The organism is Edaphobacter sp. FHG110511_03 (assembly GCF_059115365.1).
Genome location: NZ_JBZYWL010000001.1, coordinates 18,126 through 35,643, shown reverse-complemented (window position 1 = coordinate 35,643; position 17,518 = coordinate 18,126). Strand labels below are relative to the sequence as shown.

General features: G+C 56.4%; 12 protein-coding genes. 5 read left to right on the top strand and 7 right to left on the bottom strand.

Translation table 11 applies throughout. The features are described 5' to 3' along the window. Nucleotides 1-5 precede the first annotated feature (5 nt). Genes AC5S26_RS00110 through AC5S26_RS00085 form a run of 6 tightly spaced genes read right to left on the bottom strand, consistent with a single transcriptional unit; the run spans nucleotide 6 to nucleotide 9,435 of the window. The gene (locus AC5S26_RS00110) at nucleotides 6-887 is read right to left on the bottom strand and encodes an NAD(P)-dependent oxidoreductase (RefSeq protein ID WP_494182810.1); all 882 of its coding nucleotides are present in this window, start codon (nucleotides 885-887) and stop codon (nucleotides 6-8) included. 19 nt (nucleotides 888-906) lie between these two features. Further along, a complete protein-coding gene (araD1, locus tag AC5S26_RS00105) occupies nucleotides 907-1,932 on the bottom strand; it encodes an AraD1 family protein (RefSeq protein WP_494182809.1) in 1,026 nt (341 codons plus the stop codon). A gap of 10 nt (nucleotides 1,933-1,942) precedes the next feature. Then, on the bottom strand, nucleotides 1,943-3,115 hold the full coding sequence (locus tag AC5S26_RS00100; protein ID WP_494182808.1) for an L-rhamnonate dehydratase: 1,173 nt from the start codon (nucleotides 3,113-3,115) through the stop codon (nucleotides 1,943-1,945). After that, the gene (locus AC5S26_RS00095; protein WP_494182807.1) at nucleotides 3,112-4,398 is read right to left on the bottom strand and encodes an MFS transporter; all 1,287 of its coding nucleotides are present in this window, start codon (nucleotides 4,396-4,398) and stop codon (nucleotides 3,112-3,114) included. Before AC5S26_RS00095 ends, AC5S26_RS00100 begins: the two co-directional genes overlap by 4 nt. Before the next feature lie 13 nt (nucleotides 4,399-4,411). Beyond that, complete coding sequence (locus AC5S26_RS00090) at nucleotides 4,412-6,145, bottom strand: GH39 family glycosyl hydrolase (RefSeq protein WP_494182806.1); 1,734 nt, start codon at nucleotides 6,143-6,145, stop codon at nucleotides 4,412-4,414. 17 nt (nucleotides 6,146-6,162) lie between these two features. Then, a complete protein-coding gene (locus AC5S26_RS00085; protein WP_494182805.1) occupies nucleotides 6,163-9,435 on the bottom strand; it encodes a TonB-dependent receptor in 3,273 nt (1,090 codons plus the stop codon). A 247-nt stretch (nucleotides 9,436-9,682) separates the two neighbouring features. Between AC5S26_RS00085 and AC5S26_RS00080 the strand changes: the two genes are divergently transcribed. After that, nucleotides 9,683-10,528, top strand: a complete 846-nt coding sequence (locus AC5S26_RS00080; RefSeq protein ID WP_494182804.1) for a FadR/GntR family transcriptional regulator — start codon at nucleotides 9,683-9,685, stop codon at nucleotides 10,526-10,528. A 289-nt stretch (nucleotides 10,529-10,817) separates the two neighbouring features. Here AC5S26_RS00080 and AC5S26_RS00075 read toward each other — a convergent pair whose 3' ends face one another. Then, complete coding sequence (locus AC5S26_RS00075) at nucleotides 10,818-12,137, bottom strand: alpha-L-fucosidase (protein WP_494182803.1); 1,320 nt, start codon at nucleotides 12,135-12,137, stop codon at nucleotides 10,818-10,820. A gap of 400 nt (nucleotides 12,138-12,537) precedes the next feature. Between AC5S26_RS00075 and AC5S26_RS00070 the strand changes: the two genes are divergently transcribed. The 4 genes from AC5S26_RS00070 (at nucleotide 12,538) to AC5S26_RS00055 (ending at nucleotide 17,150) form a co-directional block, all read left to right on the top strand. Then, nucleotides 12,538-13,266 carry a GntR family transcriptional regulator gene (locus AC5S26_RS00070; RefSeq protein WP_494182802.1) on the top strand — a complete coding sequence of 243 codons (729 nt, stop codon included), beginning with the start codon at nucleotides 12,538-12,540 and terminating at the stop codon, nucleotides 13,264-13,266. Nucleotides 13,267-13,488: 222 nt separating this feature from the next. Beyond that, complete coding sequence (locus AC5S26_RS00065) at nucleotides 13,489-14,601, top strand: enolase C-terminal domain-like protein (RefSeq protein WP_494182801.1); 1,113 nt, start codon at nucleotides 13,489-13,491, stop codon at nucleotides 14,599-14,601. Continuing rightward, on the top strand, nucleotides 14,598-15,611 hold the full coding sequence (locus AC5S26_RS00060) for an L-rhamnose/proton symporter RhaT (protein ID WP_494182800.1): 1,014 nt from the start codon (nucleotides 14,598-14,600) through the stop codon (nucleotides 15,609-15,611). Before AC5S26_RS00065 ends, AC5S26_RS00060 begins: the two co-directional genes overlap by 4 nt. A gap of 27 nt (nucleotides 15,612-15,638) precedes the next feature. After that, nucleotides 15,639-17,150, top strand: coding sequence for a tetratricopeptide repeat protein (locus tag AC5S26_RS00055; protein WP_494182799.1), 1,512 nt, complete (start codon nucleotides 15,639-15,641; stop codon nucleotides 17,148-17,150). Nucleotides 17,151-17,518: the final 368 nt, after the last annotated feature.

Genomic DNA, 17,518 nt, shown 5'->3' with positions numbered 1-17,518 from the left:
AAAGGTTAAGACCGGGCGGGGTGGCGAAGGACCTCAACCACGGCAGACATATCTTTGTCGGAATATCCGGCAGCCGCGGCACGGTCGAAAAGTTCTTTGGCGTTGGTGGCGGTCGTAAGCTCGACACCGCTCTGCGCGGCGGCAGAGTGAGCGTAGGAGAGATCCTTGGCCATCAGACTCAGGAGGAAATTAACCGTGTTCTCTCCACTCGTCATCCGGGCGGATATGTTCGAGAGCAGGGGGCTTCCAGGAGCTCCGGTCTTCAGGACGTCCAAGGCTTTTTCCCGGTCCAGACCGCTGTGCTCAAGCCAGACCATGCCCTCCGCGAGGGAAGCGACCTGGACACCACACAGAAAGTTGTTCAGGAGCTTCATCTTTGCGCCACTGGTGACAGGACCGAGGTGGATGATCTCCTGACTCATGGCCTCGAGCGCGGGGGTGACCTTCGCGAGTGCCTGAGCGGCGCCTCCGACCAGAAATTTAAGCTGGCCAGCTTCAGCCTGAGTCCGGCTTCCGGTCACGGGAGCGTCGAGAAGCTCTAGGCCCCTGCCCTCGGCCAGCTGTGCGAGCTCGGAGATCCAGTCTGGACTGACGGTGCTGGACTCAACCAGAACGGCGCCGGGTTCGGCTGCCGCAAGCGCACCGTTCGGTCCGGTCCAGGTCTCGCGTGAGGCGTTGTCGTCCGAGAGCATCGTGAGAATGAGTTTCGCTCCTTTGGCAGATTCCGCAGGGGTGTAAGCGACCCTGGCGCCCTGTGCAGCGAAGGGCGCGGAACGAGTTGCGGTGCGGTTGTAAACGGTAACCGGAAAACCAGCATTTAAGAGGTTAGCGGCCATCCCGCTGCCCATTGTGCCAAGGCCAAGTAATGCGACGGATATTTTTTCCATGAGTTCTCCTTTTTTCGCGTCAGTCGAGCGAGCGCACCCGAACGGGTTGGCTCGCCTTTACCTCTTCGCGGACGGGGTTCTGCAGGGCGCGGCCGAAACCCTCGAAACGGACTTCGGCAATATCGCCCTCTTTGAGGACAACGCCATCACCGAAGGAGAGTGCGTCGGCTCCGTAGAAGTGGACGTGGACGCTGCTGGGCTGACGGTGGCCGGCGAACTTGAAGTGATGATGTTCGAGGTTAGCGAGGCTGTGACACATATTGTGCTCGCCGCTGGCGATGGACTTGCGCCAAAGGGTCTTACCTCCGCGCGCGATACGGACCTCGCCGGAGATATCGCCGAAGGCTGCGCCGACCACGAGCTCGGGACCGAGGCTGCAGGCGCGGAGCTTGGAGCCGGCGAGGTTGAGGTAATTGCGCTTTTCGAATTTGTGATCGGAGAACTCATTGCCCTGGGCGATGCCGATGCGGAAGGGCGTACCATCTTCCGCGATCAGGTAGATGCCGGCCAGCTCGGCCTCTTCGCCTCCGTCCTCGGCATGCGAAGGTATATCGAGCGGCTCGAAGGGAGCTCGGAGGACGGTGCCATCGCCCTTGTAGAACCACTCCGGCGCGATGCCGATTACGCCTTCAGCCGGGCGTCCGCCTTCGACGCCCCAGCGGAAAATGCGCATGGAATCGGTGAGGGCAGCCTCTTCTTCGGGTTCGGCCTTTTTCTCCGCGAGGTGCATGGCCTGGCGTTGACGGGCGCTGCCGAGGTGGGTGAGGCCGGTGCCGGCTACGAGCAGGCGAGAAGGCTCTCCGGGGACGTCAATGGGAGGAAGCAGACGCCAGGAGGAACGGCCGGAGTAGACGTCGTCGTAAGAGAGGGTCTCTCCTGTGGCGAGCGAGCGGGCCTTGTCAGACATCGGCTCCGAGGCCGTAAGGCATTTCTGAGCTAGCTCGTAGACGCTGGAGACGCCTGTGAGGCAGCGTAAGTGCGGCTCCTCAACGAGAGCGATGCGACGGGAGAAGCCATCGGTAATTTGCACGAGATGCGCGGGCATTGTGGACTCCTTATCCAATCACCGTGAAGCGTTTGAGAGATTCCTCGTTGACGGTAAGACCGAGTCCGGGAGTGTTCTCGTCGAGATCGATGTAGCCGTCGCTCGGGACGGGCTCGCCGTCGAAGATGTACCAGAAGAGTTCATTGCCGACTTCGACGTCGACCTTGGGGAAGAACTCCGAGATGGGAGCATTGAGGCTGGCCATTGTGACGTGATAGTTGTGCATCTGCCCGGCGTGCGGGACGACGGGAACCTGGAAGGATTCGGCGAGCGCTGTAATCTTGCGCGCCTGGCTGATGCCGCCGACGCGGTTGGTATCGAACTGGATGTAATCGAGCGCATTGTTCTCGAGCAGCTCGCGAAAGCCGAAGATGGTGAACTCGTGCTCGCCGCCGGCGATGGGGACGCGGCCGTAGCTCTTGAGCTCCTTATAGCCACGGGTATCATCGGGGATGACGGGCTCCTCGAGCCAGCGTATTCCGAAGGGCTCGATAAGCGGAAGCATGCGTTTGGCATAGTCGAGAGTCCAGCCCATGTAGGCGTCGGTCATCAGGTCGATGCCGTCGCCGATAACCTCGCGCACATTGCGAACGAGTTCGACGTTCTTCATCATGCCCTCGCGGCCATCCAGGGGACCCCAGCCGAAGCGGAGCTTCATGGCCTTGTAGCCCTCGTCTTTGTAGCGCTGGGCCTCTGCACGAAGCTCATCGATGGGCATGGCATAGAGGCGGCTGGCATAGACGGGGATGCGCTCCTTCGTACGTCCTCCGAGAAGGCGGTAGACAGGCTGCTTCGCGTCCTTACCGAGGAGATCCCATAGGGCGATGTCCACCGCAGAGATGGCGGTCAAGGCAACTCCCTTACGCCCAAACGCCATGGTGCGGCGATACATCTGCTGCCACAGGAACTCGATGTCCCAAGGGTCGGCGCCGAGCAGGACGGGCTTGAGATAGGTGTCGATGAGAGACTTTGTGACGACGGGAGACAGCGCGGCGTTGCCGAGACCGACGTGACCGGAGTCCGTGAAGATCTCGACCAGCACCCAGCCGTGGAAGGCGAAGTTACCCATGGATGCTGCTCGATAGCTCACGAGATCCATCGGGTTGGTGCAAAAATGCGGTGGGAGCGGAACGGTCTTGCCTTCCCACTGAACGACGCGGGTGCGAACTTCTGTGATCTTCATATGTTGCTCTCTATCTCTTGGAAATCGTGACTGCGAAGTGGTTGAATCCTACCGCCGAACAAGAGGATGGCGAGGAAGCCGATGATGTGAAAGGTTCCAACCAGGACGAAGAGTGTCCCGTAACCGAAGCCATGGCCGAGAAGATATCCGGCGACGATGCCGAAGATGGCTCCCCCGATGGCTCCCCCAAAGCCGACAAGTCCGGAGACGGTGCCGACGGCGGAGAGCGGAAAGATATCCGCCGGAAGGGTCATGATAAGACCCGACCAGGACTGCTGGCAGAAGAAGGCGATGCTAAAGAGCAGGATGGCCAGTTGCACCGGAACCAGCGGCACCAGCATGACCACGGGCATAAATATAGCGCTTAGGCCAAGGGCGATCTTGCGGGCCTTGTCGAGCGAGTGCCCCCGACGGAGCAGGGAGCTGGAAAGCAGGCCGCCAAGGAAGCTGCCTACACCGGAGGCGGCGTAGGGGATCCAGGCATAGTAGCTGACCTGCTTGATATCGAAGTGCCGCGCATCGTAGAGGTACTTGGGAAGCCAGAAGAGAAGAAAGTACCAGGCGGAGTCGCTCATGAACTTGGCGAAGACGATGGTTTGAACGCTGCGAAAAGCCAGCAATTCGCGGAGGCTGAGCCGATAGGCTAGAAGTCGCGCGTCGAGGGTGTTGGCCGAGAGTGTGAGGTCGTTGTTGCGGTAGGATGCGGCCCACCAAACCACCCAGACGATACCGATCGCACCGGCTGCGAAGAAGACGGCACGCCACCCACGGTGAAGAATGATGAAGCCTATGAGGGGGGGCGCAAGGACGGAGCCGACAGCGGTTCCAGCGTTGATGATCCCGACGGCGGTGGAGCGCTGCTCGGCAGGAATCCACTCAGCTACGACGCGAACGGCGGCCGGAAAGGCTCCTCCTTCGCCCATGCCGAGGAGGAAGCGGGCGGCGAGCAGAAGCATAAAGCCAGAAGCGAGGCCGTGCAGTGCGCAGGCGACGGACCACCAGAGCATGATGATGAGGAAACCCCTTCGGGTGCCCAGACGGTCGAGCAGCCGACCGCCGCCAATGTAGAGCGCGGCATAGGAGAGCAGGAAGGCAGTCTGAAGATAGGAGAACTGCTGGTCGGAGAGAGGAATGTTGTGCTGGATCGCGGCGATGGCCACGGGTAGCGTCTGGCGATCGAAGTAGCTGATTGCAATGGCGACGGTGACGAGCGCGACAGAGTACCAGCGGCGGTCTACACCGCCGCTGGAGAACTTGCCCGAGGAGACGCCAGAGGAATTCATGGTCGGCTCCGAACTACCACTTCAGCTGCAATAGGGAGATCCCTTCGCGAGGAATTTCGGTTGCGACTTTTACCTGGCCGTTGATGACGTCGAGCCAGACGGGGGAGGTAAGAAGCTGAAGCTGTCCTGCTGCCTGTAGCTCAGCGTACTGCTGCGAGCTGGGGTGCTGGGGCGAGCCCATGTGCTGCCACACGGTATAGGCGTTGCTGTGGGTGTCGTCGATGCGGAAGTGCTGGAGGAGTACGCGATGTACTCCGGCCGGGATGCTACCGATGGTGACAGTAGTAGGCGCGGCCTGGGCGGGCTGATTGACGTCGTGATAGTTCCAGAGGAGGACTGCGGCCTCTTTGCCGGTATGGGTAGCAAAGGCATCGATATCCGGAGACTCGCGAACGCCGGTGTTAACGAGCGTGTCGAGTGGAACGGCTCCGGTGCTGGTGGTCTTGACGCGGTCACCGGCCATCATGCCGAACATGCGGAAGACGTTGAGGACGGGCTTGTCGACGCCGTTGGTGGCGAGGGAACGAAAGCCTTCGAAGTAATCCTTGTCTTCGAACTCGAAGGACCAGCTCAGCATCGAGAGTAGGTCGACTGCGTGGCGGTCCTGCAGCTCGAAGAGGGCTTTAAAGGCTGCGGCGGTGTAGGCCGGGTAGAGAGTGCCGTTGCGATAGTTATTGGCCGGATTGACTTTGGAGGAGCAGGCGGCACAGCCCTCAGGATCCGCCTCGCTAATGATGATGGGCAGGCGCTTGAACTTTGGGAAACTGGCGACGAGAGCGAAACCCTTGTCGGCGTCGTTGAGCTCGCGGTTGATGCCCATGGTGACCTTTCCTGCTTCGATCTTCGGAAAGCCTTTGGCGTGAAAGGAGATGAAGTCCATGGGAACGGTGCCTCCGGTTGCGGCGCTCTTGCCGGAGTTTACGTGCCCGAGGAAGTTCTTGAGGAAGAGGTTGGCCTTCTCACGGCCGGGGCTGGTGCTGGCGGGGCCGCCCACCTTTGCTCCGGGAAGCGCTGACTTTACGCCTGCTGCTGCGTAGTCGTAGAGCTTCCAGTACTCCTCGGGGCTGGTATGCCAGTAGTCGATGTCGGGCTCGTTCCAGACCTCAAAGTACCACTTGAGAACCTCGTCTTTGCCATAGCGCTGGACGAAGTGCGCGGTGACGACGCGTGCAAGCTCGCCCCACTTTTTATAGTCTTTGGGCGGGTTATTGGATTTTCCGGAGATGGCGGATTTGGGATAGTGGACCTGGTAGGGCTCGTGTCGGTTGGGAAGATCGGCGGCGAGGTCCTTGGGCATGAAGCCAAGTTCGACCATGGGACGCACGCCCGCCGACTTATAGGCGTCGAAGATGCCATCCAGGATCGTGAAGTTATAAATCGGCTTGCCGCTCGCGTCTTCGCTATAGACATTGGTGGAGCTGAATTTGAGCTCGGCCTTGCCGTCACCCGAGGTGAGCAGATGATGCGCCCGGATATAGACGGGAACCGGGCTGAGATCGTGCAGCTGCTTGAGCAGCTCTCTGCCGTGACGCATGGTGGTGTAGTTGGCCTCGTCATAGCCGAACCAGCTATAGATAGGCTTATAAGGACCGACGGTCTGGTTGAGATCGACCTGGATGCTAACGCCGGGCTGGGTTGAGGAGGGAAGCGGCTCCGGAACGGTGCCCTGAGCGCAGGCGCTGCCCGTCGCGGAGACGATGCTTGCCGCAAAGATTGTGCGGCTCAGCCAGAGTGAAACCTCAGTCATCGTATGATCCTTCATGGTTAGAAGTTGTACTTGAGCGCGAACTGGATATCACGCGATGGAACGGAGGTGCTGACGATCTGTCCGTAGGTGCTGGTGTCGACCGGAGCAGTAGAAGCGGAGCTGGTGATGCTGGCACCGGGAGCGCTGAAGCTGGTTGTATTGGAGATGTTGAAGAACTCCGCGCGGAAAGAAAGCGTGCTTTCGTGCGGCAGGGAGAAGTTCTTGAAGATGGATGCATCGTACTGCCGGTACATGTCTGATCGGAGAGTATTCGCCCGGACGGTGCCGTAGGTATATTGGTCGGGCTGCTTGTAACGAGTGTTGTCAAACCAGTGAGCAACGGAGCGCTTGAAGTTGGGATTGCCGCCATTGGGGTTTAGATTGGGGCGCTGACTGGTAACACCGGTGTTCGCGCGATCGCCCGAGATGATCGGGGTGTAAGGAACGCCACTGCGCAGCACGACTATGCTCTGTAGCTGCCAGCCGCCAAGGGTGCTTTCAACCAATCGGTTTGCGTTAGACAGGAATGCGCGACCACGGCCGACTGGAAGCTTGTAGCTCCCGCTAAGAGCAAGGTTCTGCGGGACGTCATATGGCGACAGGGCGTATTCGTACCCTGCATTGCCGCCCAAAGGGGGTGACTGATTGAATTGGAAAAATTTCGAATAGGTGTAAGCGACAAGAGCCGAAAGGCCATGGCTTTCGCGATGTTCAAGCTTAGCCTGTAGAGAATTGTAGTTAGTCGAGAGATCCTGGGTATTGAAAGTGATGGGCCCCCAGGGCTGATAGGGCCTTCGAGCCTGAACTCCGCCGGGCCCAGGATTGGGATCGTTGAAGTCGTTCGAGCTGTTGAGATCGACACCATGGTTGCCAACATAGCCGATCTCCAGGACGTCGTTGGAGGAGAGCTGCTGCTGAATGCCGAGGCTGTAGTGCTCGTTGTAGCCCAGGTTGAGGTGAAGTTTGGTGGGTACCAGAGAGGGATTCGCCTGCGCCGAGCCGAGCGGGGTGCCGAGGAAGAAATTGGATAAAGTTCGATTTTTAAGCACCGGATCCTGCGTTTGGGTTTCATTGAGACGGAACGGGAGGGAGTTGAGGTTGACTCGGCCGCTGGTGCCTTCAGGCTCGTAGAACATACCAAAACCGCCCCGGATGATGGTCTTTGGAGTAGCTGCGTATGAGAAGCCGACTCTGGGCGCCCATTGATGCTTGTCCGTGTATGTCAGATTATAGGGAAGGCCCGCGGTGCTGCTGGTCTGGATGTATTTGCCAAAGAACTGATAGGCCGCGGGAGCTGCGAACTGGGCGCTCAGATCGGGCACAGGCCCATTGCCGCCGACGATAATCGGCTGGGCGCGTGTCGGATCAAAGCTGCCGATCTGACCCTTATAGCCGTTCAGCCAGGGCGAATATTCGTATCGTATGCCCGCGTTGATGGTGAGTCTGTTGCTGAGACGAATATCGTCCTGGGCAAAAAACTGATAGTAGGTCTGTTCACCGCCGAAGTTGTCGGCGGGATAGGCCCGCTGCACTGAAAAAGGATAGCCCAGCAGGAAATCGGCATAGGCGTCGCCGCTCAGGGTTCCATTAAAGTTGAATGAGCCGGCAAACTGCTGGCTGTCGTAGCCTAACCATTGGTAGTACCGAATGAGCGTGCCGAACTTAATCGATTGCTTTCCTTTGAGAATCGTGAAATTTTCAGTTCCTTCCAGAGCTTTCCGGTCCTGCGATTTGGGTCGCTGATCGAAGGAGGAGCCTTGGATGGAGGCGTAGCCGCTGAAGGCGTAATCCGGGAAGGCTCCTCCCACGCCGGGGCGGAGCTGTGGAGAGAGTCCTGCGACGCCGAAGGCTGCGTTCCAGTCAGGTCCCTGCAGAAAGGCGCTTAGGCGAACATGACTAGGCAGATAATGCACACGCGCTTCGTTCACCTTGTTTGCACCGATATTGGTGATGAGGCCGACCGCGATGTCCTGACCGAGGGAGGTGAGGCTGGCGGTCCCAAGGGCAGGAGAAAAGTTCGGATCAGTCTCGCGATTCTTTACATAAATCCAACGAGCAAACAGCCGATTCGACGGCGTAATTTGATCATCCAAGCGAACCGTGAACTGATCCCAGTCGATGGCCTGCGATGGAGCATACGCGAAGTTCCCGGTGCTCGTATTCGGAAGCGGTATAAATTGCTGGATGGCTAACGCGGGCTGCGATAGCCGAGCAGAAGGAATCGTGTTGTTCTGAAACGGGCTGCTCGTGAGCGGATCGCGGATGGTTTTGGCTCCGAAGTTTCCGGCTCTGTTCGCCACGCTGGGAACGATGTTGTTGAAGACAAGTCCCTGGCGAAGACGCTGGCCCTCGTAGTCGAGGAAGAAGAAGGTGCGATCCTTGCCGCTGTAGAGATGCGGAATCGTCAATGGACCGCCGACAGCTCCGCCAAACTGATTCCGCTTCAGGATTTGACGGGTGGGAGAGAAGTAATTGCGGGCATCCAATTTGTCATTGCGAATGAATTCGAATACTCCGCCATGGAAACGATTAGTCCCCGTTTTGGTCGTAGCGTTGAAGAAGGCGCCGCCACGGTTGTACTCGGCCGAATAGGGGCTCTGCTGAACGGAGAACTCCTGCAGCGCATCAATGGACGCCTGGATGAAAGTGCCGCCTTGGTGCTGCTCGGTGACGTCGACGCCGTCGAGCAGGAAGGAGGTAGCCGAACCGCGGATTCCACTGATGACGTTGCCATTAACGATCTCGGGCCGGATGGCGAGCGAGTTCCCGGTCGCAGCCTGGAGAGAGGCTCCGGGCGTGAGTTGCGCGAGCTTGTAGAAACCGCGACCGTTGAGCGGCAGGCCGGTGAGCTGCTGATTTGTAATGACCTGTCCAATGGTTGCCGAGTCGGTTGAGAGCAGCGGAGCGGCTGTGGTGACCTCGACGGTCTGCGTGGCGGTTCCGACATTGAGCTTGATGTTTTCACGCACGATCTGGCCCACTTGCACCACAACCCGCGAGGTAGTTGTGGTCGCGAAACCTGGCGCGGACACGCTAAGGGTGTACTCGCCTCCTGGAACCGGTGTGATGACATAGTTCCCGCTGTCGTCAGTGACGGCGGTCTGCACGATGTTGGTTCCCGTATTGGTCAGCTTTACGCTGGCTCCCGCGACGACGGAGCCCTGGGGATCGGTGATTTCGCCGACGAAACGGCCCTGCTCTACCTGCGCGAGGGCGGAGTAGGCGAGGAATGCGGGAAGAGCGAGGGAGAGGTACCGACGTACTGCTTGTTTGATATATCTGCTCATCATCTTTTCACCATGGCACACGCAATAAGCGCTCACTTGCTTTCGATTCGCGAACAAAGGTAGTACCGGTGGAAAAGAGATGTCAACAAAAAGATTGTAAATTGTGATTTGTCGCATGTATTGGATGGTATTTTCGCGGATTGCCTTATTAGTGGGTGAACTACAAAATTCGCTTTAATGGTTAGACCTATAATCAGCTTCAGAAGCATTTTGCTTTGACATTAGTGAACCATCGAAGGACTATGTTCCTATGAACGCACGGCGTGCCGTTCCGATTCTGAGCACATCCCAGCAGGTCCTCGACACTAAGGAGGATGTAACGCATCTCCTGATCCTGCGATTTCAGCAGATGATGAGCACAGGCGTGCTGCGGCCAGGGACGAAGCTGCCCCCGGAGCGGGAGCTGGCGGCGCACTTCAAAGTGGCGCGCTCCTCGCTGCGGCCTGCGCTGAAGGTGCTGGAGATCATGGGCGTGATCCAGCAGAGAGTGGGCGACGGCAGTTATCTCAACCGCGACGCCTCTTCCGTTCTCACGGTGCCGATGGAGTTCCTTTTCCTGCTGGACGGCACCTCTGTGCAGGAGTTGACGGAATTGCGATTCCTGATGGAGCCGTCGCTGGCAGCGAAAGCGGCTGAGCGAGCGAACTCGGACGATATAGCGGTGCTGCGGCAGTCGATAGAGGATCTGGAGGCCAGCGAGGGCGACAGGGTTAAGCTGGTGGCGTCGGATCTGTTATTTCATCGCGCGATTTTCGAAGCATCCGGCAACAGTCTGACGAGCCGCCTATTTCACACTATTCATCGCGCGATGTTGAACATGATCATGGTGACCTCGCAGCTTGTGGATCTGGAGCATACGGTCGCCTTTCACAAGCCCATCTTAGCCGCAATCGAACAGCGGAATGCGGAGCTGGCGTCGAAGCTGATGACGGCACACCTGACGGACGCGACCAACCTGTTGACGCAGATTCAGGAGCAGGAGAAGGAGCGTACGCTGCGAAACCATATGGCCGCGACGAAGTTTGTTGTGCAGAGGAGTCTGCGCGGCGCCAGAGCTGCGCTGGATAAATCGGATCGTCCGGCCGCTCGACCCTGATGCGCGTTCGATGTAGGCTCGGCCATATTCGGTTGATTGCAGTGATTCTCTGAGGCGAAATCGCCGCTTGTTCACCAATGGGTTGTAAATCCGGTCGCCAATCTGCGCGCTCGATTTGCTTGAGTATTCAGGACGCCCCATTGACACATTCAACAGGGGGTGAGACGTGCGAGGCACAGCGATCTCAACATCATCTTAAAATTCGGCCCCCACGGCGGCGGTCACGGACACTACGACAAGCTAGGCGAGATCGTCTATGCCAAAGCTTGCCCGCGAATGGACAAATTAACTAAAGCAGCTTCAATGCGATTACGCTTACATTTTTATCCGGCTGCTGCGGGGGAAGGCGAATCTCCACGCCACGTTCTGTCTGCGTGAACGAGAGCGGTCGGTTATCGCTTAGCAAGCGCGCCGAGAGAACCTTTGCTTTGAGTTCCGAGAGGTTCAACGACGGTGAAGGCCAATCGAAGATATGGAAGAACAGATCGTTCCCTTTGGCAGTCGTGCGATAGCCTTGTTCTCCCTGGATTGGTCCGAACGTCGTGCCGTAGATCGATTCACCGTTAACCGTCAGCCAGTCGCCAAGAGACTTCAGACGTTCCTGAAACTCTGGCTGGATCATCCCATCCGGCTGCGGTCCGACGTTTAGAAGAAAATTGCCGCCTCGACTTGCAACTTCGACAAGACCTCGGATCAGATCTATGACTGACTTGTAGTGATGATCGTGTGCGTTGTAGGCCCAGGTATCGTTGATGGTCATGCAGGTTTCCCACAGCTGAAAATCTATTTCAGAGGGAACCCCGCCCTTGAATTCTTTTTGAATGCTCGCATCCGCACCCCGCATGCGTACGTCTTTGGTCGGAATGGATTTTGGAATGAACTGCTCGGGAGTGACGTAGTCCGCGATGAGGCCGATGCGATCGTTGACAAGAGTCGCCTTCTGAAGCCTCGAAATAAGGTCGATAAAGCGCTGTCCATCGTACTTCTCCTGATGGTTGAGGCCATCAAACCAGATAACTTTTACATCTCCGTACCGGGTTAGTAATTCGGTGAGCTGAAGTTGCATGTAGTTCAGATAGGAAGACCACTCGGGCCTCTCCGGCTGGCCGCCCCAATTCTGGCTTGAAAGTTTCAAGGTATCCCGGAATCCAGGGTGATTGAGGTCGGGAGGAGAATAGTAAAAGCCAAGTGGCATGTTACGGCGTGCGCAGGCGTCCGACAGTTGCTTGACGATGTCTTTGCCATAAGGCGTGTTGGTGATTTTGTAGTCGGTGTACGAAGAGTCGAACATGCAGAAGCCATCGTGATGTTTGGTCGTAAACACCATGTATTGCTGACCTGCGCTGCGTGCGACATCGATAAAGTGATTCGGATCCCAGGATCTAGGGTTAAACCGCTTCGGTAAGGCGCGGTACTCGGCTTCGGAGATATTCCAATTCCCGGGTTTCATGATGGGCCAGGAAGCCTCGACGCTGGCGAGCGAGTAGGGTCCCCAATGGATGAACATTCCGAATTTGGCCGCACGGAACCAAGCGGTCCGTTCGTCTTCGAGCTTTTCTCCTAAAGCCAGGCCGGGCAGAAGGGGCAGTGCAGCGGCGGCAAGGGACATTACCAGAAAGCGTCTACGATCTCTCTTTTGAGCGCTCATTTGTTCCGGAACAATATAGGCATCAAGCCACAGATGTCAAATTATTCTTATTTATGTGGGCCCGAGATGATCTGCTTCTTCCTAAATGAGCGCTCAAATTTAATTCATCAATCTAAGTTTTTATGCTATGGATTTTGGATCGTTTTCCTTTCAAAAGACGTGAAGTATTTCGAGGCGAATCGCGTGGACTACAAAATATGTTGGCTGTTACGAGTGAGGTGGGTCACCGAACGACGCTAATCTTATTGCATTGCTTTCCTCCTTAATGAACCTCTAGCTGTCTTGTTGCGAGCGCTTAAGTTAAGCCAGTTGACGATAAAAATCCAGTCCTATAGGCTCTGAAACATTGGAATAAGCACTTATGCTAAAAAAAATTCCGAAAAAGAGCGCGACGAAAGCCACTGCTACTCGCGGCGAACCGCTGGTCAAGCATACGTTAGCCGAACAACTGCGTGCGGAGATCGTAGGTGGAGCGTTGAAGCCGGGAACTCGGATTGTTGAGGGATTTTGGGGACGGAAGTTTGGAGTTGCACAAGGTTCCATCCGCGAAGCGATCAACATCCTTGCGCAAGAAGGATTTGTCACCAAGGCTTCAGGAAGAAGCGCACGCGTGGTGAGCCTGACGGAAGAGAATGTTTTGCGTTTGTATGAACTGCGCGGTGCATTGGAGGGCCTGGCTGGTCGTCTGGCTGCGGAACGCCGTGTCGATACGACGGAACTGCAGAATGCCGTAAAGATGATGCGGAGTGCCGCTAAAAAAAATCAGGCTCCTGAATTGTTAGACGCAGACCTGTCGTTTCACCTTGAGCTTTGCCAACTTTCGGGAAATCCCTACCTCATTGAATATGCTCGTAAGATTCTGTTGCCCTTTTTCGCGTTTGTACGCATGCGTGTTGTGGCGAGTGGACAGGTTACGACTCCCTGGGATCAGGAGCTTGAGGCGCATCAACGAATCCACGACCTGGTGCATGACGGCGAAGGGCGGATCGCGGAGCAATATATTCACCAGGCGATGGCTAAATTTTCCTCCACGGCCTATGACCAGTGGGAAAAGAAGGCGTCGCTCAATAAGCGCAGTAGGAAGAATTAGAGATGCGAAGTGCGGTGCGCCGATATTCGACTGGATTGACACGAGCATAAACCGTACGAATTTCGGAGAGAGACAATGTCGGTGAATACGATCGATCGCATTTCTACATTCGATGCGAGGTATCCATTACCACCTGGCGCAGGAAGCGACGCTGTTCACTCGGATCCGGAGTACTGCCTGGCGGTGACGAAATTGGGATCGAAGTCGAACGGCCTATGCGGGATGGGATTTGCGCTGACGCTGGGAGAAGGCAATCGCCTGGTGTGCGAAGCGATTGAACTGCTGGCACGGCCTTTGCTCAACAGGCCAATTGAAGACCTGATGGCAGAGTTTGGATCGGTTCTGCAACAGATGGCAGATGATCCGATGTTGCGATGGCTGGGACCGCACAAGGGGGTTGTTCATCTTGCGCTGGCGTCAATCACGAATGCCTGTTTCGATCTCTGGGCAAAGAGTCGGGGAGTGCCGCTATGGAAGCTGCTTCTCGATCTGGAGCCCGAGGCGGTCGTACGGTTGCTCGATCTAAGTTATCTGGATGAAGTTCTGACTTCCGAACAAGCTGTCCAGTTGCTAAAAGAGCAAGTGAACACGCGCAACCAGCGTGAGGGGATTCTACGGACTGGATACCCGGGGTACGACACCTCAGTGGGCTGGATGGCTTATGACGATGAGAGGGTGCGTGAGCTAACAGAACGGGCTATAAGCAGAGGCTTTAATGCTTTCAAGCTTAAGGTAGGCTCGCGAGACCATGAGCGCGATCTGCGCCGCGCGGAGATGCTGCGTGAGTGCGCGGGTGATGCCGGAACGGTGATGTACGACGCAAATCAACAATGGACTTTGCCAGTCGCACAGCGGATGTGCCGGGAGCTGGCGAAGCTGCGTCCGCTATGGATTGAAGAGCCGACGCATCCGGACGATGTTATGGCTCACGTCACGCTGGCGCGTGAAATTGCTCCCGTGAAGATCGCAACGGGGGAACATATTCCAAACCGTGTTGTCTTCAAAAATTTCATGGAGTCGGGCGCGATGCATTATGTACAGGCGGACTGCACGCGTCTGGCAGGGGTGAGTGAATTTTTAACGGTGAGCCTACTAGCGAAGAAGTTTGATCTGCCCGTCGTCCCTCATGTAGGTGATATGGGGCAGATTCATCAGCACCTGGTGCTGTTCAACCATGTAGGCCTTGGACACGAAGCATTATTTTTGGAGTACATTCCACATCTGCGGAAACATTTTGTTGACCCCGCCGAGGTGGAAGGCGGATTCTATCGCACGCCGCAAAATGCAGGCGCTTCTAGTGATTTGAAAGAGCTGACGCCGGGGAGCTGTGAATGAAGAGTGTGATGCTGCAGGGCATCGCTCTTACGATGATTGCGGGCCTGATGTCGGGCAATTGCATGCTACCCATGAAGTTTGCACGACAGTGGAGGTGGGAAAATGTGTGGCTGGTATTCAGCTTCGCATCCCTGCTAGTCTTGCCGTGCCTGCTTGCCTTCTCACAGGTAAAAGATCTGCCGCATGTTTACCAGGCTGTACCGATCAGTACGATGTGCGAACCACTGGTCTTTGGATTTGGCTGGGGAGTGGCGCAGATTCTATTCGGAGTGTCCGTGCGGCGGCTGGGAATGGGCGTAGGGTACGCAATCATTGTGGGGCTTGGAGCTGTCTTTGGCACCCTTGTTCCATTGTTTGTGGGGCAGAGACAATTTCTCTCTCGCGCATCCCTTCTCGAGATCATGGCTGGCGTCGTCGTGATGGTGATAGGGATCGTACTGACGGCATTGGGAGGGCAGGTACGCGAACATGCCCAAGGAAGCGGCACGGCCGACCGCGTTCAAAAGGGATATCCCGCGGCAGTGATGCTGGCGGTTCTATGCGGCGTGATGGCTCCGATGCTCAATTATGGGTTTACCTTCGGGCAGGGATTGGCGCAGATGGCAATGCAGATGGGAAGCTCCGCGACTGCCGCGGTGTATGCAGTCTGGCCAGTGGTGTTGCTGGGGGGACTAGTCCCCAACGCGGGCTACACCATGTATCTTCTGCAAAAGAATAAGACCTGGAGTGCATTTTGTAGGGGCGGACCTGATGTGGGTTGGGCCACACTGATGGCGATCCTGTGGGTTGGCTCAATTTCGCTGTATGGGGTTGCCGCCGTATACCTGGGGCCACTGGGCACATCGATTGGATGGGGATTACTGCAGATCTTTATGATTATGACCGCGACAATGTCCGGAGTGCTGACGGCGGAGTGGAGAAATGCTCCGCGAAGAGCGACGATGCTGATGAGCTCAGGTATGGCGGGGTTCATTAGTGCGACCGTGCTGCTGTCGTTAGGAAGTCGCTGAGAGAGTCTTAGAGATGGCCGCCACCACATGAAATTCGAGGGTACAGGGCACATACTTCGATCGCTGATGGTGGCAGGGATGGCCACGGGGATGCCGTGTGCCTGGTGCAGTGTGAATACTCCGGCTACCGCAACGCAGAACTCGGCAGCTCCGAAAACGCGCCAGAATGATGCAGCTGCTCTGCTGAAACGGGGTGAGGTTCAGGCTGCGATCGCTGCGTACAGACGTGCGATCGCAGCCGATCCGCATAACGTCAAAAACTACTATGGATTGGCCATTGCACTGGACCATGCGGGGGCATTTCATGAAGAGCGATCAATCCTCGAGCGCGCCCTGGTTCTGGACACCTCATATCCTCCGCCCCATAATCAGCTGGGACTGCTGGACATAAAGGAAGCAAAGCCTGAAGAAGCGGAGAAAGAGCTGGAGAAGGCGATCGCACTTGATCCGCAGTATGCTGAGGCCAAGAACAATCTGGGAGTGCTAAAGCGTACTGCGGGCGATTTAGTGAAGGCAGAAGCGCTTTTTCGAGGGGCGGTTGCAGAAGATCCAGATTATGCACAAGCGGCCGAAAATCTAGGATTGCTGCTTGCGAGTGAGAGCCGATTGCGAGAGGCGGCACCGATGTTGCAGCGTGCCGTTGAACTCGATCCAAAGAATGTGGATGCGTTGACTGCCAACGCTATGGTGCGAATGCGCCTGGGCGACACGACAGAGGCGATAAAAGAATTTCGTGCAGCGGTTGCAACGGACCCGAAACGGGCTGAGACCCATGTGAACCTGGGGATAGCTTTGGCCGATTCAGCGGATCTAAGCGATGCGCTGAGTGAATTTACTGAGGCTCTTCGATTGGCTCCAAATAACGGCACCGCACACTATAACCGTGGCCGCGTACTAGGTGAAATGAATCGCGATACTGAGGCAAAGACTGAGTTGGAGAGGGCCGCCTCGCTGCTGAGTAACGACGCTGATATCTGGTCGGCGCTGGGAGCAGAACAGAGGAAGACTGGTGATAAAAGTGCGGCGGTTGGATCGTTACGCAAGGCGGCGGAGTTAGAGCCTAAAGATGCCAAAAGAAGATTTGTATTGGGGCAGGCTTTGCAGGAGTCCGGGGATACTGAAAGAGCCATCTCCGAATGGCGAGCGGTTCTGATTATTCAGCCTGAATATGGACCTGCGCTCTATGCTCTATCGCGCGCACTAACTCGTGAACGTCCAGAGGAATCCAAGGAGTTGCAGACACGCTTTCTGAACCTTCAGTCGTTGCAGCGAACGATAGACCAAGTCCATATGACAGCGAATGATGCGTTGAGTGAGGCGTCGGGTGGAAATTTTAGGGCATCTATTTCGGGACTTAAGGCTGCAATGGCGCAATGCGGAGACTGCGATGCGGCTCCCCAGCTGCATAAAGATCTTGGGTTGGTGTACTGCAGGTCGGGCGACCTGAAAAATGGGGAGAGTGAGCTGTTGTTGGCAGACAAGCTAATGCCGGGCGATAAGGACATCGCAAAGGCATTGGAGATTCTGAAGTCGAAATAGATGCCAGGCTGCAGACACCCCCAGGTTCGAGCAAGCATTACGTGCCGCGTCTTTAAGCACTTGCAATCCATTTCGGGCCGACGCTAAATCTTACTCTGAGATTGCCTTACCTTTTGCCATTCCGAGCTAGTCTTTTCCGACTACATATCCCGAACTCCCGAAAAATTAGCCCTCCAATAATGATTACTCTTGACTCTTTTCTCCTGTGGAGCGTAGCTTCAACTGGGTTTAAATAGCAAATATAATTTTTGCAAGTAAAATAGGGAACTTTTCGTGACAGTTCCTCTTGAACCCTGTATATTTCCTGTCGACTCAGTATGAGCGCTTAAATGAAGGCCAAAAAAAGGATGCGACTTTAACGGGCCCAA